A 23,887-nucleotide genomic window follows, 5' to 3' on the forward strand; every position below is an offset into this window, starting at 1 on the left:
CTACTCGCCGACGAGCGGGAGCACGTCGGCGTCGAAGCAGGTGCGGTCCCCGGTGTGGCAGGCGGCCCCGACCTGGTCGACCTTGACGAGCACGGCGTCCGCGTCGCAGTCCAGGGCGACGGACTTGACGTGCTGGACATGGCCGGAAGTATCGCCCTTGACCCAGTACTCCTGGCGGCTGCGGGACCAGTAGGTGCAGCGGCCGGTGGTCAGGGTGCGATGCAGCGCCTCGTCGTCCATCCAGCCGAGCATCAGCACCTCACCGGTGTCGTACTGCTGGGCGATGGCGGGAAGCAGACCGTCGGCGCTGCGCTTGAGGCGGGCGGCGACGGCGGGGTCGAGGGCGCTTGCGGGGACACTGCTGGTCATCAGGCCATTGTGCCGTGCCGGGACGGCTCTGCGGGCGGTGCGTCCACTGTGCGGACCGCGGGGACCGGTCGTACGCTGGCGAGCATGTCGACCCATGCGAAGCGTGAGCGGCTTCTGCTCGCCGATCTGTTGGAGGCGGCGGGCCCCGAGGCACCCACCCTGTGCGAGGGCTGGCGGACCCGGGAGCTCGCCGCCCATGTGGTGATGCGCGAACGGCGGCCGGACGCGGCGGGCGGTGTACTGCTCGGCGTGCTCAAGGACCGTATGGAGCGGGTGCAGGCGGAGTTCGCGGCCAGGCCGTACGACGAGCTGATCCGGCTCATCCGTACAGGTCCGCCGCGGATGTCGCCGTACGGGATCAAGCTGATCGACGAGGCCGCGAACACCCTCGAGTTCTTCGTGCACGCGGAGGACGTGCGGCGGGCGCAGCCCGAATGGACACCGCGCGAGCTGGACCAGATCTTCGAGAACGTGCTGTGGGCGCGGCTGGAGAAGGCGGCCCGGCTGCTCGGGCGCCGGGCGCCGGTCGGGCTGGTGCTGCGCCGGCCGAACGGTCAGACGGCGGTGGCCCACCGCGGGACCCCGGTGGTGACGGTGACCGGGGAGCCGGGCGAGCTGACACTGTTCGCGTTCGGGCGGCAGGACGTGGCCCGGGTGGACCTGGAAGGTGACAAGGACGCGATCGCCCGGGTGCGGGAGGCCGCGCTCGGGGTGTGGATGTAAGGGCCGCGTTCCCGCTCCGTGCGGGGTGCTCCGCAGGTCGCCGAGGCGGTCGCCCCAGCCGCCCGGCGGGGTGCGGAAACGGGGGTGCTCCGCGGGGCGCCGAGCCACCCGGTCTCCCCGCAACGGCGGCCTCGCTGCCCCGGGACGGCGCCGGGGTGCGCATCCGGGCCGCGGCGACCACAAGGACCGGTGACCGGGGTGTGCGTGCATCCGGGCCGTGGCGGCGGATCGACGGTGACCGGGCCTGTGGCGGGATGAGCCCCACCAGGGCGCCGGCGACGCCCTCCGTTGCCGGGCGCGGCCGACGGTGACCGGGGGCGCGGGTCCGGCGCTTCTCGGCCGTGACTGGCAGCGCTGAGCGTCGATCGCGCCGGTCAGCGCGGCAGCTCGGCGCGGCGCAGGTCCCTGGAGCACAGCCCGTACACCCCGCCGGCCGCGCAGATCGCCGCACTGAGCGCGAAGACCGGGGTGGTGCCCCACAGGCCCACGGCGGCGCCGGTGACGGGGAAGCTCAGCGGGGCGAGGCCGAGGCTGAAGAAGGTGGCGAGCGAGGTGACCCGCCCGAGGTAGGCGGGGTCGGACCGGGTCTGCAGCAGCGCGCCGCACACGGTGCCGCTGAGCCCGGTGAGCAGCCCGATCATCACGGCCACCGCGACCGCCGCCATGAGGGACGGGACGAGCGCGAGGCCCGCGAGGGCCGAGGCGCCTACGGTCAGGACGAGCCCCTGGAGCAGTCCGGCGCGCGGCACCCGGCCCCGTACGGCCAGCAGCAGCGCGGTCGCGCCCGCGCCGATGCCGAACCCGGCGAGGATCCAGCCCATGCCGGACGCGCCCCAGCCCCGCTCGTCGGCGAGCAGCGCGAGTCCGACGTTCAGCGGGCCGACGAAGCCCAGGTCGCCGAGGGCGATGACGACGAGCAGCGGGGCGAGGATCCGGTGGCGGCGTACGTACCGCAGCCCGTCGGCCAGGTCCCGCAGCGCGGTGGCCTCGGGCCGGCCCGCGTCGTCGCCGGGCAGCGGGGTGATCCGTACGGCGAGCAGCAGGGGCACGGAGAGCGCGAACAGCAGACCTGCCAGGCCGAACGCGGTCGCCGAGCCGCCGAGCGCCACCGCGATGCCGCCGAGCGGCGCGCCGACGACGGTGGCGGCGCGGGAGGCGAGACCGCGCATGCCCTGGATCCTGGCGAGCTGTCCGGGCCGGGCGATCCGCGGCGGGAGGGCGCCGACGGCAGGCATGAACACGGCGTCGAGGACGCCGAAGACCACGGCGACGGCGGCGAGCAGCCACAGCCCGGGTGCGGCCACGAGCAGCAGGGCGGCGACGCCGAGGACGATCAGGCTGCGGGCGGCATCGGTGGCGATGACGACCCGGCGCGGGCCGATGCGGTCGGCGACCACTCCGCCGCCGAGCATCAGCAGGGCGCGAGGCACGGCGCTCACCGCCAGGACGACGCCGGCCTGTGCGGGGCTGCCGCTGCGGGTGGCCGCCCAGGACAGGGCCAGGTAGTAGATGCTGTCGCCGACGGCGGACGCGGCGTAGGCGCCGAGCCAGCGCAGCACATTCGCGTCGCGGTACGCGGGCTTCTCGGCGGGTGGCGTGTTCGCCGTCTGTACGGAGGTGTCCACGACGGACATACCGGGGCGGTCCCTTCAGGGCTGGAACGGGAAGCCGTACATGTGCAGGGCGACGTTCTCGCGGCCGGCGGTGTCGCCCGCCTCCTCGGCGGCGCGCCCGATCGCGTCGTACTTCTTGATCAGCTCGTGCAGTTCGGTGCCGAGCCGCTCCAGTTCGCCTGCGGTCAGCCGCGGCAGGTACTCGGAGCTGAACGAGGCCGACCGCCATGCGGCGTCCCAGGCGGACCGGGCGTCCAGGTAGCCGCGGTAGAGCTCGCTGCGCTGCTCGAAGGACAGCCGGGAGACGGCGGCGTGGGTGGCGGCCTCGGCCGGGTCGTCCCGGAAGTCCTCGTCGTGCGTGGTCAGGCCTTCGGACGCGACCTGCCACCAGCGCTCACGGCCGTCGCCGCCCTGCCGCTCGGTCTCCTCGATGAGTCCGTGGTCGGCGAGCTTGCGCAGGTGGTAGCTGACGAGCGAGACGGCTTCGTCGACCTGGTCGGCGAGCTGGGACGCGGTGGCGGTGCGGGCGACGAAGAGTGCCCGGTAGAGCCTCATGCGCAGGGGGTGGCCGAAAGCCTTGAGGGTGTCGATGTCGGTGATCCTGCGCAGTTCTCTGTCTGCCATGTCCCCGACGATAAATAGAAAAGGAATTTTGCGCAATATAATTTGCGCAAGATTTCTTGTGGAAAGCCGGCCCGCGCCGGAACGCGCCTGCAGCAGCACCGGCGGCAGCACAGCCTCGGCGAACGAGAGCGTGAGCGGCGCCTGCGGATTGCGGCCGCGCCCGGGCCGGGAGCAGCACAACGGCGGCACCGACTCCGGCCACCGTCCGGCCCGCGAGCCGGACTTCGTGCGCCAGGGAACGGCGCGGGCGACCACGGCGAAGAGCATGCTGTGCCGCGGACCACCTGCCACCGGGTCGAGCGGCGAGGTGACCAGCAGCAGGGGCCGCGCAGCCGGGGGTCCTCCCGGGTTGCACGGCAGCACACTTGCCGGTCCGTCAGATGTCGAGCAGCCGCCGCGCGGTGAGCGCCAGCGACACCTCGACGGCGTCGGACGGCCGGGACAGACTGCGGCCGGTGAGCTGTTCGAAGCGGCGCAGCCGGTTGAGGACGGTGTTGCGGTGGCAGTAGAGCCGGGCCGCGGCGCGCTGCGCGGAGCCGTCCTCGTCGAGCCAGACCGTGAGCGTCTCCACAAGGAGCTCCCGGTCGGTCGGATCGACCCCGTCGAGCGGACCGAGTACCCGCTCGGCGAGCGCGGTGCCCAGCGCGGGGGACGAGACGACGAGCGCGGCCGGCAGATGCTCGTCGAGGATGACGACTCCGCCGTCGCGTGCGCAGGCGCGCAGGGCGAGGCCCGCGAGCCTGCGGGCGTCACCGAGGGCGGCGAGCCCCGTCACGGCGGAACTGACGCCGACACGGACCCCCGGCGGTGGCGCCAGCCGGGCGGCGAGTTCGGCGGGTTCCGTACGCGGACGAGCGTGCGCGTGCCCCGGGCCGCCGACCGCCCCTCCCGGCCCGGGTCTCGCGTCGTGTCTCCCACGGTCCGGCTCCCGGCCCCCGACCCACGGCGCGCATCCGCTGCCCGGGTGGTCCGCCGGGTCCGGGGCGGCGTCCGCGGACTCCTGCTCGTCCTCGCCGAGCAGCACGATCGCGAGCTCCTCGTCCCCCGACGCGTGCCAGATCGCCCGGGTGCCCGGGGGCAGGGCCAGCGGGGCGGGGTGCAGCGCCGCCACCGCCACGACCGCGTACCGTGCGTGCTCCGGGAGGTCCAGCATCGCCGCCGCGTCGGGGAGGTCCGTGATGCGGAGGGTGCCGTCCAGCAGGGCGGCCGTCGTCAGCCTCAGCCGGTTCTCGCGCCGCCAGGCCAGTTGGCGCTCCGTCCGGCGGTAGGCCTCGGCGACCAGGCTGCAGTGCTCGTCGACGAAGTTCCAGACGTCGGCCACGACATGGACGAGCAGCCGCACGTCCTCGGGGTCGCGCCGGGCGGTCTCGTCCACCAGGCCCTGCCACACAATCGCCCCGCCGAGCCGGAACGCGTGCAGCAGAGCGTCGAGCGGCATGCCCTGCTCCGCCCGGTACTCGGCGATCCGCCAGGAGGTGCGCAGGGCGGCGTCCCGCGACTCCCGCGGCCGGAGCAGCGAGCCGACGCTGTGCCGCAGGGAGCGATGGATCTCCTGCCACACCTCGGCGGGATCGGCCTCGATCACCGCACGGTAGGCCGGCTCCTGCTCACGCAGCGCCGCCACGAGGCTGCTGGTCAGTCCGGCGAGGTCGTCCATGAGCACCTGGGCCGCGCGGTGCAGTACGGCGATCGCCTCCGCGTCGACCAGGCGAAGGTGACGCGGCGGCGCGGCCGAGGGCGCGGGCAGCGCCCGGACGCGCGAGCGTATGACGTGAGACATGACGGCGGCCTCCACGAATTCGGCTCGCTCCGGGAGGAAAGGGACCGGAGACGTGCCGGATGTTCCTGACCGACGCAGAATGACATACCGCCCGGTCGGTACCCAGAGGTTTGCGCACTTTTGTCATCACAGTCCGACAACTGTCCCTCCGCGGGCCGGGTGAGCACCGCGGCGCGGGGCCCGGTCGCGGAACGACCGGGCCCGGCCATGCCGTCAGCGGACCGGGTGACCGGCCTGCCGCAGCGTGTCCTTGACCTGGGAAATCCGCAGGTCACCGAAGTGGAACACCGACGCGGCCAGCACCGCGTCCGCGCCGGCCTCGATCGCCGGCGGGAAGTCGGCGAGCTTCCCGGCGCCCCCCGAGGCGATCACCGGCACGGTGACGTGCTTGCGCACCGCCGCGATCATCTCGGTGTCGTAGCCGTCCTTCGTGCCGTCGGCGTCCATCGAGTTGAGCAGGATCTCGCCCGCCCCGAGCTCGGCCGCACGGTGCGCCCACTCGACGGCGTCGATCCCGGTGCCCGTGCGGCCGCCGTGCGTGGTGACCTCGAACGAACCGGACGCGGTGCGGCGGGCATCGACCGACAGCACCAGCACCTGGCGGCCGAAGCGCTCGGCGATCTCGCGGATCAGCTCCGGGCGGGCGATGGCCGCGGTGTTCACGCCGACTTTGTCGGCGCCGGCCCGCAGCAGCTTGTCGACGTCCTCGGGGCTGCGCACCCCGCCGCCGACGGTGAGCGGGATGAAGACCTGCTCGGCGGTGCGGCGCACCACGTCGTAGGTCGTCTCACGGTTGCCGGACGAGGCGGAGATGTCGAGGAAGGTCAGCTCGTCGGCGCCCTCGGCGTCGTACAGCTTGGCCATCTCGACCGGGTCGCCCGCGTCGCGCAGGTTCTGGAAGTTGACGCCCTTGACGACGCGTCCGTTGTCGACGTCCAGGCAGGGGATCACTCGGACCGCGAGGGTCATGCGGCACCTCCGTTGTCTCCGGGCCGGTACGCCTCGACCTCGACCTCGACGACCAGACGCGGGTCGACGAAACCGGAGACGATGATCATCGATGCGGCCGGGCGGACGGCGTCGAACAGCTCCTTGTGGGCGCGGCCGATCTCGTCGACGTCCCGGGCGTGGGTGATGTACATCCGGGTGCGCACCACCTGCTCGCGGCCGAGGCCGAGTTCGCCCAGCGCGGCCAGGGCGGCGTTGAAGGCGTTGACCGCCTGCTCGTACGGGCCGCCGTCGAGGATCGCACCGTCCTTGACCGACGTACTGCCGGAGACCAGGACGAGGCCGTTCGGCAGCTCCACTGCGCGGGAGTAGCCGAAGGCCTCTTCCCACGGACCGCCGGAGCCGATGCGCCGGATGCCGTCGCTCATCGCGTCGACACCGCCTCGAGCGCCTCCTCCAGCGTGAAGGCCTCGGCGTACAGCGCCTTGCCGACGATCGCGCCCTCCACTCCGTCCGGGACCAGCGCGGCGATCGCCCGCAGGTCGTCGAGCGAGGAGACGCCGCCGGAGGCGACGACCGGCTTGTCGGTCGCGGCGCAGACGCTCTTCAGCAGCTCGAGGTTGGGGCCCTGGAGTGTGCCGTCCTTGGCGATGTCGGTGACGACGTAGCGGGCGCAGCCCTCGGAGTCGAGGCGCGCCAGCGTCTCGTAGAGGTCGCCTCCGTCGCGGGTCCAGCCGCGACCGCGCAGGGTGGTGCCGCGTACGTCCAGGCCGACCGCGATCTTGTCGCCGTGCTCGGCGATGACCTTGGCGACCCACTCCGGCGTCTCCAGCGCGGCCGTGCCCAGGTTGACCCGGGTGCAGCCGGTGGCGAGCGCCGCCGCGAGCGAGGCGTCGTCGCGGATGCCGCCGGAGAGCTCGACCTTGATGTCCATGGCGCCGGCGACCTCGGCGATCAGCGCCCGGTTGTCGCCGGTGCCGAAGGCGGCATCCAGGTCGACGAGGTGGAGCCACTCTGCGCCCGAGCGCTGCCAGGTGAGCGCTGCCTCGAGCGGCGAGCCGTAGGAGGTCTCGGTACCGGACTTACCGTGGACGAGACGGACGGCCTGGCCGTCGCGGACGTCGACTGCGGGAAGGAGTTCGAGGTTGTTCGAAGGCATTACAGCGTCTCGATCCAGTTGGTCAGCAGCTGGGCACCGGCGTCGCCGGACTTCTCGGGATGGAACTGGGTGGCCCACAGCGCGCCGTTCTCGACCGCGGCGACGAAGGGCTCGCCGTGCGTGGCCCAGGTGATCCGGGGTGCTCGCATGGCGGCGCTGGTGATCTCCAGCTCCCACTCGTGCACCGCGTAGGAGTGCACGAAGTAGAAGCGGGCGTCGGCGTCGACACCGGCGAACAGGCGGCTGTCGGCGGGCGCGTCGACCGTGTTCCAGCCCATGTGGGGGACGATCGGGGCCTTCAGCGGGCCGACGGTCCCGGGCCACTCGTCGAGGCCCTCGCTCTCCATGCCGTGCTCGATACCGCGGGCGAAGAGGATCTGCATACCGACGCAGATGCCCATGACGGGACGGCCACCGGAGAGCCGGCGGTCGATGATCCACTCGCCGCGGGCCTTCCTGAGGCCGTCCATACAGGCGGAGAACGCGCCGACGCCGGGTACGAGCAGCCCGTCGGCGTTCATGGCCGTGTCGTAGTCACGGGTGATCTCCACGTCCGCGCCGACGCGGGCCAGCGCCCGCTCGGCGGAACGGACGTTTCCGAACCCGTAGTCGAAGACGACGACCTTCTTCGGCGACGTCGATGCGCTCATTGCCAGATCCCCTGAATCCGCAGGACACCGGCGAGCAGACACATCGCCGACGCGATGCACAGCAGCACGATCGGGCCCTTGGGCAGCTTCTGCTTGGAGAAGGAGTACACACCGCCCGCGAGGAAGAGCCCGACGACGATGAGGATGGTGGAAAGACCGGTCATGGGATTAGAGGGCGCCCTTCGTGGACGGGAGAATGCCGGCGGCGCGCGGGTCGCGCTCGCTGGCGTAACGCAGCGCGCGGGCCAGCGCCTTGAACTGGCACTCCACGATGTGGTGGGCGTTGCGCCCGTACGGCACGTGCACGTGCAGCGCGATCTGGGCCTGCGCCACGAAGGACTCCAGGATGTGCCGGGTCATCGTGGTGTCGTAGGTGCCGATCATCGGCGCCATGTTCTCCGGCTCGGTGTGCACCAGATACGGGCGGCCCGACAGGTCCACGGTCACCTGGGCGAGCGACTCGTCCAGCGGCACGGTGCAGTTGCCGAAGCGGTAGATGCCCACCTTGTCGCCGAGGGCCTGCTTGAAGGCGGCGCCCAGCGCGAGGGCGGTGTCCTCGATGGTGTGGTGGGTGTCGATGTGCAGATCGCCGTCGGTCTTGACGGTCAGGTCGAACAGTCCGTGCCGGCCGAGCTGGTCGAGCATGTGGTCGTAGAAGCCGACGCCGGTGGCGACATCGACCTTCCCGGTGCCGTCGAGGTCGATCTCGACGACGACCGAGGTCTCCTTGGTGGTGCGCTCAATTCTTCCAACACGCCCAACGCGAGTCACGAGCTCTGCTCCTTCTTCAGTGCGCGAACCGCATCGAGGAACGCGTCGTTCTCTTCGGGCGTACCCGCGGTCACCCGCAGCCAGCCGGGTACCCCGTTGTCCCGGACCAGGACGCCCCGGTCGAGGATCTGCCGCCACACCAGCTGTGCGTCGTCGAACCGGCCGAACTGCACGAAATTGGCGTCGGACTCGGTGACCTCGTAGCCGATGGCACGCAGTTCGTCGACCAGGCGGTCCCGCTCGGTCTTGAGCTGTTCGACATAGCCGAGCAGCGTATCGGTGTGCTCCAGCGCGGCCAGCGCGGTCGCCTGGGTGACGGCGGACAGGTGGTACGGCAGCCGCACCAGCTGGACGGCGTCCACCACGGCGGGGTGGGCTGCCAGATAGCCCAGGCGCAGCCCGGCCGCGCCGAACGCCTTGGACATGGTCCGGGAGATCACCAGGTTCGGGCGGCCCTCGATCAGGGGCAGCAGCGAGGCGCGGTGGCTGAACTCGACGTACGCCTCGTCGACCACGACCAGGGACGGCTTGGCGGCCTGGGCGGCCTCGTACAGCGCCAGCACCGTGTCGGCGTCGACCGCGGTGCCCGTGGGGTTGTTGGGCGAGGTGATGAACACGACGTCCGGGCGGTGCTCGGCGATGGCGGCCGTGGCGGCGGCGACATCGACGGTGAAGTCGTCGCTGCGCGGGCCGGAGATCCAGCCGGTGCCGGTGCCGCGCGAGATCAGGCCGTGCATCGAGTAGGAGGGCTCGAAGCCGATCGCGGTCCTGCCGGGCCCTGCGAAGGTCTGCAGCAGTTGCTGGATGACCTCGTTGGAGCCGTTGGCCGCCCAGACGTTGGCGAGCGCGACCTCGTACCCGGTCGTCCGGGTGAGGTAGCGGGCGAGCTCCGTACGCAGCTCGACAGCGTCCCGGTCGGGGTAGCGGTTGAGCAGGCGTGCGGCGTCTCGCACCCGCTCGGCGATGCGCTCCACCAGCGGCTCGGGCAGCGGGTAGGGGTTCTCGTTGGTGTTCAGCCGTACCGGTACGTCGAGCTGCGGAGCACCGTACGGGGACTTCCCGCGCAGCTCGTCACGGATGGGGAGATCATCGATGCCGATGCCGGCACCGGTGCTGGACATGCTCACTGGCCGGGCACCTTCCATCCGCTGTGCTTGTCCTGTGCGCCTCCGACACTGCGCTCGTCCTGTTCGCCTCCGACACTGCGCTCGTCCTGTTCGCCTCCGACGAAACGCGCCTTCACGGCCGCGCCGTGCGCCGGGAGGTCCTCCGCCTCGGCCAGCGTGACCACGTGGTGGGTGACGTCGGCCAGCGCGTCACGGGTGTAGTCGACGATGTGGATGCCGCGCAGGAAGGACTGCACGGACAGGCCGGAGGAGTGGCAGGCGCAGCCGCCGGTGGGCAGCACGTGGTTGGAGCCGGCGCAGTAGTCGCCCAGCGAGACGGGCGCCCACGGGCCGACGAAGATCGCGCCCGCGTTGCGCACCCGGTTCGCCACGGCCGGCGCGTCCACGGTCTGGATCTCCAGGTGCTCGGCGCCGTACGCGTCGACCACCCGCAGGCCCTCCTCGACGCCGTCGACGAGGACGATCGCGGATTGCCTGCCGCTCAGGGCCGGGACGATCCGGTCCTCGACATGCTTGGTCGCGGCGATCTGGGGCTCCAGCTCCCGCTCGACCGCGTCGGCGAGCTCGACGGAGTCGGTGACCAGGACGGCCGCCGCGAGCGGGTCGTGCTCGGCCTGGCTGATCAGGTCGGCAGCGACGTGGGCCGGGTCGGCACTCGCGTCGGCGAGGATCGCGATCTCGGTGGGACCCGCCTCGGTGTCGATGCCGATGCGGCCGGTGAAGTAGCGCTTGGCGGCGGCGACCCAGACATTGCCGGGGCCGGTGACCATGTTGGCCGGGGCGCACTCCTCGGTGCCGTACGCGAACATCGCGACGGCCTGGGCACCCCCCGCCGCGTACACCTCGTCGACGCCCAGCAGCGCGCACGCCGCCAGGATCGTGGGGTGCGGCAGGCCGTCGAACTCCTTCTGCGGCGGGGACGCCAGCGCGATGGACTCGACGCCGGCTTCCTGGGCCGGGACGACGTTCATGACGACGGACGACGGGTAGACCGACCGGCCGCCGGGGGCGTACAGACCGACGCGCTGGACGGGAACCCACTTCTCGGTCACCGAGCCGCCGGGCACGACCTGGGTGGTGTGGTCCTTGCGGCGCTGTGCGCGGTGCACGGTCCTGGCACGCCGGATCGACTCCTCCAGCGCCTCCCTGACCGCGGGGTCGAGCTGCTGCAGGGCCGCGGCGAGAGCGGCCGCGGGCACCCGCACCTGCTCCAGCTTCACGCCGTCGAACCGCTCCGCGTAGTCGATCAGTGCCGCGGTGCCCCGATGATGCACGGCCTCGCAGATGGGCCGCACCTTCTCCAGGGCGGCTTCCACGTCGAACTCGGCACGGGGCAGCAGGTCGCGCAGCGCGCCGCCCTCGGGGAGAGCGCCGCCGCGCAGGTCGATTCGAGCCAGAAGATTAGATCGCAGCACGGGACCAATTCTCTCAGACCGGCTCAGGCCTCTGGTCTTCCGTATCACTGGCTGATACATGCCTCAGTTCTTGACCATGACCACTAGCGTTCAGACCGCTACCCAGCGGGAAGAACAGCTGTACGAGCCAACGAAGCGGAGGGGCGGCAGTGACCGAGCCGCTTGACGACGGGCCTCCGGACGGACTGAGCCCGACCGAACTGCTCATGTGGAACGCCTTCCGGAACGGGAGCACGCACGACCTCAGCGACACCGATCCCCTCCTGAACGATCCCTTCGCGCCGCGCCCCTGGGGCCCCGAGCGCAGTGTCCGTGCCTCCATCGTGGCCCGGCTGCTGCTGAGCGGGCCCCCGGCCCGACCCGGCCGGGTCGCGGCCCTCAAACTGCGCGGGGTGCAGATCACCGGCACGCTCAAGCTCGCCGGCGGCCGCATCGCCCCGTACGTGGAGCTGAACGGCTGCCGCTTCGAGAGCGAGCTGCTCATGCCCGAGGCGCACTTCACCACGGTGCGCATGGTCGGCTGTGCGATCCCGCGCATAGAGGCCGCGCGACTGCGAACCGAGGGCGATCTGCATCTGCCGCGCTGCCGGGTGGAGCACGGCATCCGGCTCACGGACGCGCAGATCGGCACCGATCTGCTGATCAACCAGATCCATGTGCGGCCCGACCGCCGGGGCCGCGCGATCACCGCCGACGGCATGTCGGTCGCGCAGGATTTACAGGCCGAACTGATAGAGACGTACGGCGAGTTCAGTCTGCGCGGCGCCAAGGTCGGCGTGTCGATGAGCCTGCGCGGCAGCCGACTGCGGGCAGCAGCCGAGCGGCGGGCGCTCAACGCACCGCAGCTGAGTGTGGAGCGGACGCTGTACATGACGGGCGCCTGGGTGAGCGAGCTCACGGGCAACCAGGGCGCCACTCCCCCGTTCGGCGTCGCCACCCTCGGCGCGTCGGGCCGCGGCACCCGGCTGCGGCCCTTCGAGTGCCATGGCGGGGTACGGCTGGACGACGGGCGGTTCGGCGACGCGATCGACCTCCAACGGGCCGTGTTCGTGCTCAGCCCCCGTGAGGAGCTGTCGCTGCGCAGGATCGCGACACCCGAACTGCGCTTCAACGCCGAGCGCCCCGAGGAGGGGCGGGTCGTTCTGAACGGCGCGAAGGTGGTGACGCTGATCGACCGGGCCTCCAGCTGGCCGGGGCCCGGCGGTCTCGCGATGGGCGGCTTCGTCTACGAGAACCTGGTGCCGTACGAGGAGTTCCCGCTGGCACGGCGGCTGGACTGGGTGGCGTCGGCGACGCCGGAGTACTCGCCGGAACCGTACGAGCGCCTGGCGACCGTGCTGCGCAACTGCGGCGAGGACGCGGATGCCCGCGAGGTGCTGCTGGCCAAGCAGCGCCGCCGCCGCGAGACGCTGCCGCTGGCTGCGAAGCTCTGGGGCTATCTGCAGGACTGGACGGTGGCATACGGCTACCGGCCGGGCCGGGCCGCGCTGTGGATGGCGGTGCTGTGGGCGGCGGGCGCGATCGCCTTCGCCCAGATCGCCCCGCCGCCGATCAAGGCCGATGAGCATCCGCAGTGGAACCCGGCGCTGTTCGCCCTGGATCTGCTGCTGCCGGTGATCAATCTCGGCCAGGACGGGTACTGGCGGCTGGACGACCAGTGGCAGTGGGTGTCGGCGGTGCTGGTGCTGCTCGGCTGGATCCTCGCGACCACCGTGGCAGCGGGGGCGTCGAGGCTGCTGCGCCGCACCTGAGACCCGCCCGAGGTCCGGTCCGGACCCGGACCGGAGCCGCATCGGAATCCCCGTGGCCCCGCCCCGAGACCCCGGAACCGCCGGAGCCCCGCCCGAAGCCCGCCGGAGCCTTACCCGAGACCGCCCGGAACCGCCTGCCGGATCGGCCTATCGTCTCGCCCGAGCCACTTTCTTTACGCTCTCTTGGCTTTCGTCAGGACAACCATTCCGCCGCTACGAACTCTTCACAGCCGACCCTCTGGCGCCGCGTTTCACCTGCGGCTTTCAATGGTCCGCACCATGTCATTGCTCCGCGCCCTGATTCGTGCCGCACGCATGATCCGTCATACGCCGCACCTGTCCGACGGCCTCCCGCCCGACGACGCGGTGCTGCTCGACGTCCCGGACAACCGGCTGGGTCCGGCGCTGGTCGCAGCCTCGCTGGGTGAATACGAACCGGCCGCGAAGCTGCTGGCGACCACGCGGGAATCGGCCGAGTGGGAGAACCGCGACCGGTATGTGATGCGGCTCGCCGCCTTCGCCCACAACCGCGGCGAATGGCTCGGCGACTGGCTCAGGGCCGCGCCCCGTGACCCGGACGCCCTCGTGGTCAAGGCGGAGCTCGCGGTCCGTCAGGCCTGGGACTCGCCGGCGCGTGCGGAACGGCTGCGCGAGGTCGGCCCGCTGATCGACGCGGCTGCGGACGCCGAGCAGAACGATCCGGTGCCCTGGCGTATCGCGCTGGACCACGCGCGCGGCACACACGCCACGCACACGGCGTTCGAGTCACTGTGGGAGCAGGCGGTACGGCGCTCCTCGCACCACTACGGGTGCCACGTCGCGGCGCTGCAGTATCTGTCCGCCCAGTGGTACGGCTCCCACCGCGAGTGCTTCGACTTCGCCGAGCGGGCGGCCGAGGACGCACTGCCGGGCTCACTGGTGCAGGCACTGCCGGCGCGGGCGGCGTTCGCCCAGCTGCTGGGCGGCGAGACCGTGTCGTCCGTGCAGAACGACCGGATCGATGCCGCCGCCGATCTGGCGATCACGCTCTCCAAGGACTACGAAGCCGGGGACCCGTGGCCGGCCGAGGTACGCAATCTGCTGGCGTACGTACTGGTGGCGCGGGGCCGCTGGGCGGATGCGCTGGAACAGTTCCGGCTGATCGGACTGTATGCGACCTCGTTCCCGTGGACGTTTGTGACGGACGATCCGCTGGGGCAGTTCCTGCAGGCCAGGGAGGGAGTACGGATCGAGGTCGCGGCGATGAGGCCACTGCGTGGACAGCGCGGACGGAGCTCGGTCGGCGGCCATTACTCTTAACGGCTGTGACCACCGCTCGCCTCCCCCTCTTCCCGCTGAACTCGGTGCTGTTCCCAGGCCTCGTGCTGCCCCTGAACGTTTTCGAGGAGCGGTATCGCGCCATGATGCGGGAACTGCTGAAGACGGACGAGTCCGAGCCTCGCCGCTTCGCCGTGGTCGCCATCCGCGACGGTTTCGAGGTCGCACCGACCGCTCCCGGCATGCCCGACCGGACGGCGCTGCCCGAGCGGGGACCTGCGGCCGGCTTCGGGACCGACCCGGTCCAGGCGTTCCACCAGGTGGGCTGTGTCGCGGACGCGGCGACGATCCGCGAGCGCGGGGACGGAAGCTTCGAGGTTCTCGCGACCGGTACGACCCGGGTCAAACTGCTCTCGGTGGACGCGAGCGGACCGTTCCTGACCGCCGAACTGGAGGAGATCCCGGAGGAGTCCGGGGACGGCGCGGGAGTGCTGGCCGAGGGGGTGCTGCGGGCCTTCCGCAGCTACCAGAAGCGGCTGGCGGGGGCACGGGAGCGGTCGCTGTCGACGGGGGCCGACCTGCCGGACGAGCCGTCGGTGGTGTCATATCTGGTCGCGGCCGCGGCGGTACTGGACACACCTACCAGGCAGCGGCTGCTGCAGGCGCCGGACACGGCGACGCGGCTGCGCGAGGAGCTGACGCTGCTGCGCTCGGAGACGGCGGTCATCCGCCACCTGCCGTCGCTGCCTGCGATCGATCTGACCCGGCAGCCGACGAGCCCCAACTGACGCGAGGGACCCCTGTCTTGGCGAAGAAGCAGAAGAAGCAGCCGAACGGCACACCGGCGACGGTGGCCCTGACGGCGGCGGGCACGCCCTTCACCCTCCACGCGTACGACCACGACCCGTCGTCCCCGTCGTACGGCGAGGAGGCGGCAGAAGCCCTCGGCGTCTCCCCGGACCGGGTCTTCAAGACCCTGGTCGCGGACGTCGACGGCGCCCTGACCGTGGCGGTGGTCCCGGTGGCGGGCCAGCTCGACCTCAAGGCCCTGGCTGCGGCGGTCGGTGGCAAGCGCGCGACGATGGCGGACCCGGCGGCGGCGGAACGCACGACGGGCTACGTCAGGGGCGGCATCTCCCCCCTGGGCCAGCGCAAACGCCTTCCCACGGTCCTGGACGCCTCGGCAGCGATGCACACCACGATCTGTATCTCGGCCGGCCGCCGCGGCCTGGAGGTCGAGCTCTCCCCCACGGACCTGGCCACCCTCACCGACGCGGTCCTGGCACCGATCGGCCGCGCGTAGCCCCGGAGGGCATGGCTGCCACCACGGGGGGACGCGCCCGCGCAGGGCGATCCCGAAAGGAACCCGGGCTCTCGGTGCCCCGTCCCGTTCCGCGGCGCGAAGCCGCCGCTGTACGCAAGCACCTGGGCCCGCCGGAGCGGACCCACCGTTCGCACCGCCCGCGCCGCCGGCCCGACGGTGCCGTCGTCGGGCCTCGGCCCGGGGCAAGGCAAGAAACCTGCGAATCCGCCTCCGGGATCGCCCGGATCCCACTCAGCGGAGCTGCACGTTCACGCCGCCGCACCGGTGGCGCGAAGCCGCCGCCGCGAGGCGCGAGCCGCGTCGGCGGGCGCACAGAAATGGCGGGGGTCCGGGCGGAACCCCGGTCAAGAACCCCTGTCAGATGTCCTGCTCCCACTCCGGCTCGGGGTCCCGCGGGCCGAACAGCGCCGTCAGCCCCAGGTGAACCACCATCGCCGTCAGCGGCCACGCCAGCAGCGCCCCCTGCGCCTCGAGCTTCAGGTACGCGTCGAAGGGGACGCCCTCGCCCACCTCCCGCGCACGCTGGGCCACGTCCTGCGCGGGGTCGAACCAGACGCCCACGCCCCAGGCCAGCAACGAGCCGAGCAGGGCGCCCACCGCCAGGGCGACGACCAGGGCGATGCCTCCGCGGCGGCGGAGCCAGAAGACCGCTGCCGCGGTGACAGCTCCGAACGCGACGCCCAGCAGTACGAACGTTCCGTCCGCGCCGATCGCCTCTTCGCCCTCGGTGTCCTTGAGGAAGACCGCCTCGCCGTTGGAGACCAGCGGCACCTTCGGCGCCAGCCACAGCCACAGCAGGCCCAGCGCCACGCCCAGCACCGTCATGACCAGCGCCACCACGGCCGCGTCCCGCAGGTCCCGCTTGAGGTCCCCCTCCGGGTCCGGGGCAGCCTTCTCGGCCCCGTCGTACGGAGGCGGCGGGGAGGACTGCCACGGATTGTCGTTCGGCGGTGGCTGGTGCGGCGGCGTCAGAGGTGCGGTCACCCCGCCATCGTGCCAGGCGGGCGGACGCGCCGCCTCACCGGACTGCCGCCCGCCGGTAGGCCCACGTCGCCACGGTGAGCGACACCGCCCCGACGAGCGCGCAGACCGCGAGGTCCAGGACGACGGCCGGCCAGTCCGGACGGGCGTCGAAGGTCCGGGCCAGCGCCTCCACCCCGTACGTGGACGGCAGCAGATCACGGGCGTACCCGATGGGCCCCGGCAGCCGGTCGGCCGGCAGCACGCCCAGCAGCAGCGCCGCCGACATGCCCAACTGCCCGAGCAGCGTCGCGAGTTCCTGGCGTGGCGCGAGCAGCCCGAGCGCCGCGCCGAGGCCGGCGAGTGCCGCCCCGGACAGCGGGATCACCGCGGCCAGCACCCACAGATGGGTCAGCGGCAGCTGGAACAGCACGCTTCCCGCGACCGCCGTGACCACCGTCCCCGGCACCGTGAAGGACGCGTACGCACCGGCCGCCCCGAGCACCACGGCCGCCGGTGGCACCGGCAGGGTCGCATAGTGGTCGAGGCCGCCACCGGCCCGTAGCTGCCCGAAGTACTGCGCGAGCAGATTGAGTGCGACGAACGCGACGACGAGCACGCTCGCCCCCGCGACGACCGCCCTTGCCTCCGCTTCGCCGTCGACGACCCCGCGCATCAGGACCATGATCCCGACCGATTGGAACGTCGCCACGAACAGCAGCGGGATGCGGGCCACCCGGGCCCGCGACAGCTGCGCCCGGTACACCGCGGCGAGCGCCGGCAGCAGCCGTGCCCTCGGCGCCAGTGGCGCCGCGGTGCCGTTCGACGACGCCACCGCGTTCCGTGTCATGGCCTGCCCGGCCACCGCCTCTGCGGCGGACCCGATGCTCACGCCTTGACCAGCCCCTTCGTCGCGTTCCCCCCGAGTGCCAAGTACACGTCCTCCAGGCTCGGCGTGGCCAGCGTGAAGTCGTCGAGCGCAGCGAACGCCGCTCCGCCCGTCACCGCCGCGACCGCCGCCCGCGCCTCCTCCGGTGCCAGCCGGAGCACCCAGCGCCGCCCGGACTCCTGCGCGACGTCGCGCAGCGCTGCGACCTCGGGCACGTCCAGGGGTGCCCGGTCCCGCCACACCAGCTCGACCCGGACCTCGCCGGCGACATGTTCCTTGAGCCCGGCGGGGGTGTCGCAGGCGATGACCCGGCCATGGTCGAGGACGGCGACGCGGTCGAGGACGGTCTCGGCCTCGATGACGTTGTGGGTGACGAGAAGGACGGTCGCGCCATGCTCGGCCCGCCGCCGGTCGACGGCGGCCCAGACCGCGCGTCGGGCCACCGGGTCCATGCCGGTGGTGGGCTCGTCCAGTACCAGGACCGGCCGCTCGCCGACCAGCGTCGCCGCGAAACAGGCGAGCCGGCGCTGCCCGCCGGACAGCTTCCTCAGGGGGCGCCCGGCGATCTTGGTCAGCCCGAGCTCCTCCAGGACGGCGTCGCGCTCGGCCCGCGCCGCACGTGCGGTGAGCCCGCGCAGCCGACCGGTGGTCTCGGCGGCGAGCGCGACGGTCAGTTCGTCGAGTGCGGTGGATTCCTGCCCGAGGTAGCCGATGAGCCGGGCCGCCCGCTCGGGGTGGCGCACCAGATCGTGGCCGAGTACCTCGACACCGCCCGAATCCGGACGCATCAGTCCGGTCAGCTGGCGTACGAGGGTGGACTTGCCGGCGCCATTGGGTCCGAGCAGTCCGAAGATCTCACCACGCCCGACATCGAGGCTGATCCCGTCGGTGGCCCGCACCTCGGGAGTCCCGGGCGTCCCCCGCCTGCCGCGCGCGGCGGGGTACGTCTTGACGAGATCCCGCACCACGCACACCGTACTCACGAGGTACGAGACTACGGGGTCCGCCCGCCCCGGATGCCCTCGGGCCCCGCCTGCTCCCCCGTGGGGGTGTGCTCGGCGGCCGCCCGTACATCGATCTCGCGCCAGAAACCGGCCCGGATCGCATAGCGGTCGTGCTCGTCGATCTGGTCGTCCTTGTGGGCGAGAAGCCCGAAGCGGGCGGCGTACCGCAGCAGTTCGCCGTCGATGCGGTGCGGGATGCGCGGGTACATGGTGGACAGCTTGTGCACATGGCTCGATTCCGGCAGCCGTTCCATCCAGCGCCGGGCGAAGACCTGGCCCACCTCGAACGGGTCGCCACCGACCGTGGTGATGTCCTCCTCACGGTCGGCCCAGCGCTGCTCGGCGCTGGTGAGCTGGGCGAGGGTAGGCAGGGAGGCGGTCTCGGGCGGCTCACCGAGCGCGCTGCCGGGCCGCTCCACCCAGCCCTTGTCGGAGGACCAGCGCAGGGTGGCGCCGGGCGGATGGGGTGAGGTGGGCTGTCCGGGGCTGCGCAGTCCGGCCAGGTCCTTGGGGGTGGGCACGCCCTTGGAGGTGGCCGGGGCCGGGGCGGGCGCGGAGCCGTTCTCCACGGGTGCGGGCTGTGAGCCGTTGCGTACGGCCTCGGCGGCACGCTCGGCGGAGGCGGCGAGCGCCGATTCGGGCAGCGGGGCGGAGAGGATCGCCGCGATCTCGGGGCGGGGCACGGGCGGCGGGGCGCAGATCCCGTTGAGTTCCTTGGCCCGTACGGCGCGGGTGATCCATGCCCGGTCGAGCACCCGCCGTTCGTCGGCCTCGGCCACGAGGTCCTCGGACTGGTTGTAGTCGCCGTCGGCGGCCTGTACGGCCCACAGATGGACGGCGACGCCGTGTTCCTTCGCGGACATCAGACCGGGGAGCAGGTCACCGTCACCGGTGACGAGCACCACGTCCGAGCATGCGCGATTTCTGGCCAGTTCGGTGAGCTCGGCGTGCATGGCGGCGTCCACGCCCTTCTGTGCCCAGCGGCCGTCGCTGCGGGTCAGGGCGCCGAGACGGACGGTGACCCGCGGCATGACGCGCAGCCGCCGGTGCTCGGGCTGCGGGACCCGGTCGGGCGCGCCGTCGAACCAGTAGATGCGCAGCAGCGGGCGCTGGGTGTCCGCCTCGGCGAGCTCGCGCAGTCCCTGGATGAGAGCGGCGTGGTCGACGGTGATCCGGGAACGCGCCGGTTCTCCCGCGAGGAGGCTCGCGGCGGCACCCAGCAGATATCCGGCGTCCACCAGGACGACGCAGCGGTCCACGCGTTCCACCCTCTTTCGGGAACTTCGGGATCGGGGAAGGTTCCGGATCGGGGATTGTTCCGGGTTTCCGTCGAGTCTGCCCGACCACGGGAGGGTTAACGGCCGGAACTCGATCATCGGCGTGGCGAATCCTTCCGCCCCTACCCTCAACAACCCGCTACTACACACCGTAATGATCCAAAATGCGGCGGTTGTTCTGCTATGTGAGTCTGACAGCGGCCCTGGCCCTACGTCCCACAGGAGGCACCACCATGGCCAAGAACAAGAACCGTGACCGAAGTCAGAAGTCCTCGGCGGCCGAGCGCGGCGCCGAGCAGGCCCGCAGTTCGGCCATGGAGGCGCAGGCCGAACAGCGGCAGTCGCAGGTCACTCCGTCCGATGTTGCCCACAAGGGCCGGCAGAAGCGGTTCGGTCACAACTGACCCCGCGCAGGACGAGAAGGGGCGCACCCGTGACGACGGGGGCGCCCCTTCTGTGTGCGCACGTACCGCTACGACCCGGGCACGCGCCTCTGTTGTTCCGGTACCCGCCGCAACCGCGTGCGGGAGGGCGGATCAGCCGGCCAGGCAGGACGGGCCGAGCAGTACCTTCAGATCGCCGAAGAGCGCCGGGTCCGGCTGCACCCGGTGCCGGTCCAGGCGCAGCACCGTGGTCTTGCGGGGGCCCTGGAGCTTGATCCGTACCTCGGTGTTGCCCTTGTGGTGGCTGAGGATCTCCCCGAGCCTGGTGACCATCGGCGGGGTCACCTTGACCGTCGGAATGGTCACGACCACCGGGGCGTTGGTGCCGGCCGACGACAGGTCGGGGACCATCAGTTCCATCGCGACCAGCCGCGGGATGTCCTCGCGCTTGTCGAGCCGGCCCTTGACGAAGACCACCGTGTCCTCGACCAGCTGGGTCGACACCAGCTGGTACGTCGCCGGGAAGAACATGCACTCGATGGAGCCGGCCAGGTCCTCGACGGTGGCGATCGCCCAGGCGTTGCCCTGCTTGGTCATCTTGCGCTGCAGCCCGGAGATGATGCCGCCGATGGTGACGACCGCGCCGTCCGCGTGCTCCCCACCGGTGAGCTGGGAGATCGCCGCGTCGGTCTTGTCGCTCAGGACGTGCTCGATACCGAAGAGCGGGTGGTCGGAGACGTACAGGCCGAGCATCTCGCGTTCCTGGGCGAGCAGATAGGACTTCTCCCACTCGACGTCGGAGAATTCGACGTCGAGCCCGAAGCCCGGCTCACTGGTGTCCTCCTCACCCATGCCGCCGAAGAGGTCGAACTGCCCCTCGGCCTCCTTGCGCTTGACCGCGACCACGTTGTCGATCATCGGTTCGTGGTGGGCGACCAGGCCCTTGCGGGTGTGTCCCATCTCGTCGAAGGCGCCCGCCTTGATCAGCGACTCGACGGTGCGCTTGTTGCAGACGACGGCCTCGACCTTGTCGAGGAAGTCGGGGAAGGAGCTGTACTTCCCCTTCGCCTTGCGGGACTTGATGATCGACTCGACGACGTTCTGGCCGACGTTGCGCACGGCGGTGAGGCCGAAGAGGATCACGTCGTCGCCCTGGGCGGCGAAGTTCGCCATGGACTCGTTGACGTTGGGCGGAAGAACCTTGATGCCCATGCGACGGCACTCGTTCAGATAGACGGCCGACTTGTCCTTGTCGTCCTTGACCGAGGTGAGCAGCGCCGCCATGTACTCGGCGGGGTGGTTGGCCTTGAGGTACGCCGTCCAGTAGGAGACCAGGCCGTACGCGGCGGAGTGCGCCTTGTTGAACGCGTATCCGGCGAAGGGGACCAGCACGTCCCACAGGGCCTGGATGGCCTCGTCGCTGTAGCCCTTCTCCCGGGCGCCCTTCTGGAAGAGGACGAAGTTCTTCGCGAGCTCGTCGGGCTTCTTCTTGCCCATGACGCGGCGGAGGATGTCGGCCTCGCCGAGCGAGTACCCGGCGATGATCTGGGCGGCCTTCTGGACCTGCTCCTGGTAGACGATCAGGCCGTAGGTGACGTCGAGGACCTCCGTGAGGGGTTCCTCGAGCTCCTTGTGGATCGGGGTGATCTCCTGCTGCTTGTTCTTGCGCAGGGCGTAGTTGGTGTGCGAGTTCATGCCCATCGGGCCCGGGCGATAGAGCGCGGACACGGCGGAGATGTCTTCGAAGTTGTCGGGCTTCATCAGCCGCAGCAGGGACCGCATGGGCCCGCCGTCGAACTGGAAGACGCCGAGGGTGTCGCCGCGCTGCAGCAGCTCGAAGGTCTTGGGGTCGTCGAGCGGGAGGGAGAGCATCTCCAGGTCGATGCCCTTGTTGGACTTCACCATCTTGATGGCGTCGTCCATGATCGTGAGGTTCCGCAGACCGAGGAAGTCCATCTTCAGCAGGCCGAGCGACTCGCACTGCGGGTAGTCCCACTGCGTGATGGTCACACCGTCGCTGTGCCTGACCCATACGGGGACGTGCTCGGTGATGGTCTCGCTGGACATGATCACGCCGGCGGCGTGCACGCCCATCTGCCGGACCAGACCCTCGACGCCCTTGGCGGTGTCGATGACCTTCTTGACGTCCGGCTCGTTCTCGTACATCGCGCGGATCTCGCCGGCCTCGCTGTAGCGCGGGTGCGAGGGGTCGGTGATGCCGTTGAGGTCGATGCCCTTGCCGAGGACGTCGGCGGGCATGGCCTTGGTGAGCCGGTCGCCCATCGCATAGGGGTAGCCGAGCACGCGGGCGGAGTCCTTGATCGCGTTCTTCGCCTTGATCTTGCCGTACGTGCCGATCATGGCGACCTTGTCGGCGCCGTACTTCTCCGTCACGTACCTGATCACCTCGACACGCCGGCGCTCGTCGAAGTCGATGTCGACATCGGGCATGGAGACGCGCTCGGGGTTGAGGAACCGCTCGAAGATCAGGCCGTGCGGGATGGGGTCGAGGTCGGTGATGCCCATGGCGTACGCGACGATCGAGCCGGCCGCGGAGCCGCGGCCCGGGCCCACCGCGATGCCCTGGTTCTTGGCCCACATGATGAAGTCGGCAACGACGAGGAAGTACCCCGGGAACCCCATCTGGATGATGACGTCCATCTCGTACTCGACCTGCTTCTGACGGTCCTCGGGGATGCCGCCCGGGAAGCGGCGCTCCATGCCGCGCCGGACCTCCGCCTGGAACCAGGTCACCTCGGTGTACCCGTCGGGGATGTCGAACTTCGGCATCAGGTCGCGCTTCTCGAACATCCCCTCCGTCTCGATCTGCTGCGCGACAAGGAGGGTGTTGCGGCAGCCCTCCTGCCAGGCGTCCGAGGAGTCGATCGCGTACATCTCGTCGGTCGACTTGAGGTAGTAGCCGGTGCCGTCGAACTTGAAGCGGTCGGGGTCGGAGAGGTTCTTGCCGGTCTGGATGCACAGCAGGGCGTCGTGCGCAGTCGCCTCGTGTGCGTATGTGTAGTGGGAGTCGTTCGTCACCAGGGGCGGAATGCCGAGCTTCTTGCCGATCTCCAGCAGCCCGTCACGGACCCGGCGCTCGATCTCGATGCCGTGGTCCATCAGCTCCAGGAAGTACCGGTCCTTGCCGAAGATGTCCTGGTACTCCGACGCCGCCTTGAGTGCCTCGTCGAACTGGCCGAGGCGCAGGCGGGTCTGCAGCTCGCCGGAGGGGCAGCCGGTGGAGGCGATCAGGCCCTCGGACCACTGGGCGATGGTCTCCTTGTCCATCCGCGGCCACTTCTGCAGCCAGCCCTCGGCGTAGGCGTCGGAGGAGAGGCGGAAGATGTTGTGCAGTCCCGTCGCGTTCGCCGCCCAGATGGTCTTGTGGGTGTAACCACCCGAACCGGAGACGTCGTCCCGCTTCTGGTGCGGCTGGCCCCACTGGATCTTCCGCTTGTTCCGCCGGGACTCGGGGGCGACATACGCCTCGATACCGATGATCGGGGTGACCCCCGCCTTCTTCGCGGAATGGAAGAAGTCGTACGCGCCGTGCAGGTTGCCATGGTCGCTCATGGCGATGTGCGTCATGCCCATCTCGTTGCAGGCATCGAACATGTCCTTGAGCCGCGCCGCACCGTCCAGCAGCGAGTACTGGGTGTGTACGTGCAGGTGCGTGAAGGGCGGCTTGGTCACGGCGGAAGGCCTCCGGAAGACACTGTGGCGCGATGGGGGTCCCCCCGGACGAAGTCCGGGGGGACCCGTCGAGGGCGGTGGTCGGGCGACGGGTGGCACTGATCGACAGGCTGCGGACAGTCTGTGGGGTCAGCGTGGAAGTCTACGTCTCCGCACTGACACCGGGCGGG

23 protein-coding genes are annotated in these 23,887 nt (G+C 71.2%); 6 read left to right on the forward strand and 17 right to left on the reverse strand.

Annotated features, from left to right (window positions below):
• Positions 1–369: a phosphoribosyl-AMP cyclohydrolase gene (gene hisI, locus ACFYWI_RS06180; protein ID WP_389225883.1), complete on the reverse strand. Its 369-nt coding sequence runs from the start codon at positions 367–369 to the stop codon at positions 1–3.
• Positions 370–453: 84 nt separating this feature from the next.
• Here hisI and ACFYWI_RS06185 point away from each other — a divergent pair, with 84 nt between their 5' ends.
• Entirely contained in the window at positions 454–1,092 is a 639-nt protein-coding gene (locus tag ACFYWI_RS06185) for a TIGR03085 family metal-binding protein (RefSeq protein ID WP_389225886.1), read from the forward strand.
• 374 nt (positions 1,093–1,466) lie between these two features.
• Here ACFYWI_RS06185 and ACFYWI_RS06190 read toward each other — a convergent pair whose 3' ends face one another.
• The 11 genes from ACFYWI_RS06190 to hisD all read right to left on the reverse strand — a co-directional run bounded on the left by ACFYWI_RS06190 (position 1,467) and on the right by hisD (position 11,176).
• A complete protein-coding gene (locus ACFYWI_RS06190; protein ID WP_389225889.1) occupies positions 1,467–2,726 on the reverse strand; it encodes an MFS transporter in 1,260 nt (419 codons plus the stop codon).
• Positions 2,727–2,741: 15 nt separating this feature from the next.
• Positions 2,742–3,329: a helix-turn-helix domain-containing protein gene (locus tag ACFYWI_RS06195; protein WP_389226306.1), complete on the reverse strand. Its 588-nt coding sequence runs from the start codon at positions 3,327–3,329 to the stop codon at positions 2,742–2,744.
• Positions 3,330–3,705: 376 nt separating this feature from the next.
• Positions 3,706–5,109 (reverse strand): PucR family transcriptional regulator, encoded by a 1,404-nt coding sequence (locus ACFYWI_RS06200; protein ID WP_389225892.1) that lies wholly within the window; start codon positions 5,107–5,109, stop codon positions 3,706–3,708.
• A 213-nt stretch (positions 5,110–5,322) separates the two neighbouring features.
• Complete coding sequence (hisF, locus tag ACFYWI_RS06205; RefSeq protein WP_389225895.1) at positions 5,323–6,078, reverse strand: imidazole glycerol phosphate synthase subunit HisF; 756 nt, start codon at positions 6,076–6,078, stop codon at positions 5,323–5,325.
• The gene (locus ACFYWI_RS06210) at positions 6,075–6,485 is read right to left on the reverse strand and encodes a Rid family hydrolase (RefSeq protein ID WP_389225898.1); all 411 of its coding nucleotides are present in this window, start codon (positions 6,483–6,485) and stop codon (positions 6,075–6,077) included. The genes hisF and ACFYWI_RS06210 overlap by 4 nt, the downstream gene beginning before the upstream one ends.
• A complete protein-coding gene (gene priA / locus ACFYWI_RS06215; RefSeq protein WP_389225901.1) occupies positions 6,482–7,216 on the reverse strand; it encodes a bifunctional 1-(5-phosphoribosyl)-5-((5-phosphoribosylamino)methylideneamino)imidazole-4-carboxamide isomerase/phosphoribosylanthranilate isomerase PriA in 735 nt (244 codons plus the stop codon). The genes ACFYWI_RS06210 and priA overlap by 4 nt, the downstream gene beginning before the upstream one ends.
• Positions 7,216–7,866 (reverse strand): imidazole glycerol phosphate synthase subunit HisH, encoded by a 651-nt coding sequence (gene hisH, locus ACFYWI_RS06220; protein ID WP_389225904.1) that lies wholly within the window; start codon positions 7,864–7,866, stop codon positions 7,216–7,218. The genes priA and hisH overlap by 1 nt, the downstream gene beginning before the upstream one ends.
• Complete coding sequence (locus ACFYWI_RS06225) at positions 7,863–8,030, reverse strand: hypothetical protein (RefSeq protein WP_389225907.1); 168 nt, start codon at positions 8,028–8,030, stop codon at positions 7,863–7,865. Before ACFYWI_RS06225 ends, hisH begins: the two co-directional genes overlap by 4 nt.
• 4 nt (positions 8,031–8,034) lie before the next feature.
• Positions 8,035–8,610: an imidazoleglycerol-phosphate dehydratase HisB gene (hisB, locus tag ACFYWI_RS06230; RefSeq protein WP_389226309.1), complete on the reverse strand. Its 576-nt coding sequence runs from the start codon at positions 8,608–8,610 to the stop codon at positions 8,035–8,037.
• Positions 8,611–8,633: 23 nt separating this feature from the next.
• Positions 8,634–9,758, reverse strand: a complete 1,125-nt coding sequence (locus tag ACFYWI_RS06235) for a histidinol-phosphate transaminase (protein ID WP_389226312.1) — start codon at positions 9,756–9,758, stop codon at positions 8,634–8,636.
• A 2-nt stretch (positions 9,759–9,760) separates the two neighbouring features.
• On the reverse strand, positions 9,761–11,176 hold the full coding sequence (gene hisD / locus ACFYWI_RS06240) for a histidinol dehydrogenase (protein WP_389226314.1): 1,416 nt from the start codon (positions 11,174–11,176) through the stop codon (positions 9,761–9,763).
• Positions 11,177–11,328: 152 nt separating this feature from the next.
• On the opposite strand from hisD, the gene ACFYWI_RS06245 reads away from it, so the two are divergent.
• The 4 genes from ACFYWI_RS06245 (at position 11,329) to ybaK (ending at position 15,490) form a co-directional block, all read left to right on the forward strand.
• Positions 11,329–12,930: an oxidoreductase gene (locus tag ACFYWI_RS06245; RefSeq protein WP_389225910.1), complete on the forward strand. Its 1,602-nt coding sequence runs from the start codon at positions 11,329–11,331 to the stop codon at positions 12,928–12,930.
• A gap of 267 nt (positions 12,931–13,197) precedes the next feature.
• Complete coding sequence (locus ACFYWI_RS06250; protein WP_389225913.1) at positions 13,198–14,229, forward strand: hypothetical protein; 1,032 nt, start codon at positions 13,198–13,200, stop codon at positions 14,227–14,229.
• 5 nt (positions 14,230–14,234) lie between these two features.
• A complete protein-coding gene (locus ACFYWI_RS06255; protein ID WP_389225915.1) occupies positions 14,235–14,975 on the forward strand; it encodes an LON peptidase substrate-binding domain-containing protein in 741 nt (246 codons plus the stop codon).
• A 17-nt stretch (positions 14,976–14,992) separates the two neighbouring features.
• Positions 14,993–15,490 carry a Cys-tRNA(Pro) deacylase gene (gene ybaK, locus ACFYWI_RS06260; RefSeq protein ID WP_389225918.1) on the forward strand — a complete coding sequence of 166 codons (498 nt, stop codon included), beginning with the start codon at positions 14,993–14,995 and terminating at the stop codon, positions 15,488–15,490.
• Positions 15,491–15,868: 378 nt separating this feature from the next.
• Here the strand turns inward: ybaK and ACFYWI_RS06265 are convergent, their stop codons facing one another.
• The 4 genes from ACFYWI_RS06265 to ACFYWI_RS06280 are packed head-to-tail and all read right to left on the reverse strand — an operon-like array spanning position 15,869 to position 19,632.
• A complete protein-coding gene (locus tag ACFYWI_RS06265) occupies positions 15,869–16,495 on the reverse strand; it encodes an ABC transporter permease (RefSeq protein WP_389225921.1) in 627 nt (208 codons plus the stop codon).
• Between the two features lie 34 nt (positions 16,496–16,529).
• A complete protein-coding gene (locus ACFYWI_RS06270) occupies positions 16,530–17,321 on the reverse strand; it encodes an ABC transporter permease (RefSeq protein WP_389226317.1) in 792 nt (263 codons plus the stop codon).
• A gap of 38 nt (positions 17,322–17,359) precedes the next feature.
• Positions 17,360–18,334, reverse strand: a complete 975-nt coding sequence (locus ACFYWI_RS06275; RefSeq protein WP_389226320.1) for an ABC transporter ATP-binding protein — start codon at positions 18,332–18,334, stop codon at positions 17,360–17,362.
• A gap of 20 nt (positions 18,335–18,354) precedes the next feature.
• Positions 18,355–19,632, reverse strand: coding sequence for an NYN domain-containing protein (locus ACFYWI_RS06280; protein ID WP_389225924.1), 1,278 nt, complete (start codon positions 19,630–19,632; stop codon positions 18,355–18,357).
• A gap of 242 nt (positions 19,633–19,874) precedes the next feature.
• Between ACFYWI_RS06280 and ACFYWI_RS06285 the strand changes: the two genes are divergently transcribed.
• Positions 19,875–20,045 carry a hypothetical protein gene (locus ACFYWI_RS06285; RefSeq protein ID WP_389225926.1) on the forward strand — a complete coding sequence of 57 codons (171 nt, stop codon included), beginning with the start codon at positions 19,875–19,877 and terminating at the stop codon, positions 20,043–20,045.
• Between the two features lie 132 nt (positions 20,046–20,177).
• Here the strand turns inward: ACFYWI_RS06285 and dnaE are convergent, their stop codons facing one another.
• Positions 20,178–23,717: a DNA polymerase III subunit alpha gene (gene dnaE, locus ACFYWI_RS06290; RefSeq protein WP_389225929.1), complete on the reverse strand. Its 3,540-nt coding sequence runs from the start codon at positions 23,715–23,717 to the stop codon at positions 20,178–20,180.
• Positions 23,718–23,887 lie beyond the last annotated feature (170 nt).

The sequence above is a fragment of the Streptomyces sp. NPDC002889 genome (assembly GCF_042888425.1).
Classification (GTDB): domain Bacteria; phylum Actinomycetota; class Actinomycetes; order Streptomycetales; family Streptomycetaceae; genus Streptomyces.

What these genes read in the sequence shown, in the direction of transcription:
- hisI (WP_389225883.1), bottom strand. Translation starts at nt 369, where the DNA reads ATGACCAGCAGTGTCCCCGCAAGCGCCCTCGACCCCGCCGTCGCCGCC.
- ACFYWI_RS06185 (WP_389225886.1), top strand. Translation starts at nt 454, where the DNA reads ATGTCGACCCATGCGAAGCGTGAGCGGCTTCTGCTCGCCGATCTGTTG.
- ACFYWI_RS06190 (WP_389225889.1), bottom strand. Translation starts at nt 2,726, where the DNA reads ATGTCCGTCGTGGACACCTCCGTACAGACGGCGAACACGCCACCCGCC.
- ACFYWI_RS06195 (WP_389226306.1), bottom strand. Translation starts at nt 3,329, where the DNA reads ATGGCAGACAGAGAACTGCGCAGGATCACCGACATCGACACCCTCAAG.
- ACFYWI_RS06200 (WP_389225892.1), bottom strand. Translation starts at nt 5,109, where the DNA reads ATGTCTCACGTCATACGCTCGCGCGTCCGGGCGCTGCCCGCGCCCTCG.
- hisF (WP_389225895.1), bottom strand. Translation starts at nt 6,078, where the DNA reads ATGACCCTCGCGGTCCGAGTGATCCCCTGCCTGGACGTCGACAACGGA.
- ACFYWI_RS06210 (WP_389225898.1), bottom strand. Translation starts at nt 6,485, where the DNA reads ATGAGCGACGGCATCCGGCGCATCGGCTCCGGCGGTCCGTGGGAAGAG.
- priA (WP_389225901.1), bottom strand. Translation starts at nt 7,216, where the DNA reads ATGCCTTCGAACAACCTCGAACTCCTTCCCGCAGTCGACGTCCGCGAC.
- hisH (WP_389225904.1), bottom strand. Translation starts at nt 7,866, where the DNA reads ATGAGCGCATCGACGTCGCCGAAGAAGGTCGTCGTCTTCGACTACGGG.
- ACFYWI_RS06225 (WP_389225907.1), bottom strand. Translation starts at nt 8,030, where the DNA reads ATGACCGGTCTTTCCACCATCCTCATCGTCGTCGGGCTCTTCCTCGCG.
- ACFYWI_RS06235 (WP_389226312.1), bottom strand. Translation starts at nt 9,758, where the DNA reads ATGTCCAGCACCGGTGCCGGCATCGGCATCGATGATCTCCCCATCCGT.
- ACFYWI_RS06250 (WP_389225913.1), top strand. Translation starts at nt 13,198, where the DNA reads ATGGTCCGCACCATGTCATTGCTCCGCGCCCTGATTCGTGCCGCACGC.
- ACFYWI_RS06270 (WP_389226317.1), bottom strand. Translation starts at nt 17,321, where the DNA reads ATGACACGGAACGCGGTGGCGTCGTCGAACGGCACCGCGGCGCCACTG.
- ACFYWI_RS06285 (WP_389225926.1), top strand. Translation starts at nt 19,875, where the DNA reads ATGGCCAAGAACAAGAACCGTGACCGAAGTCAGAAGTCCTCGGCGGCC.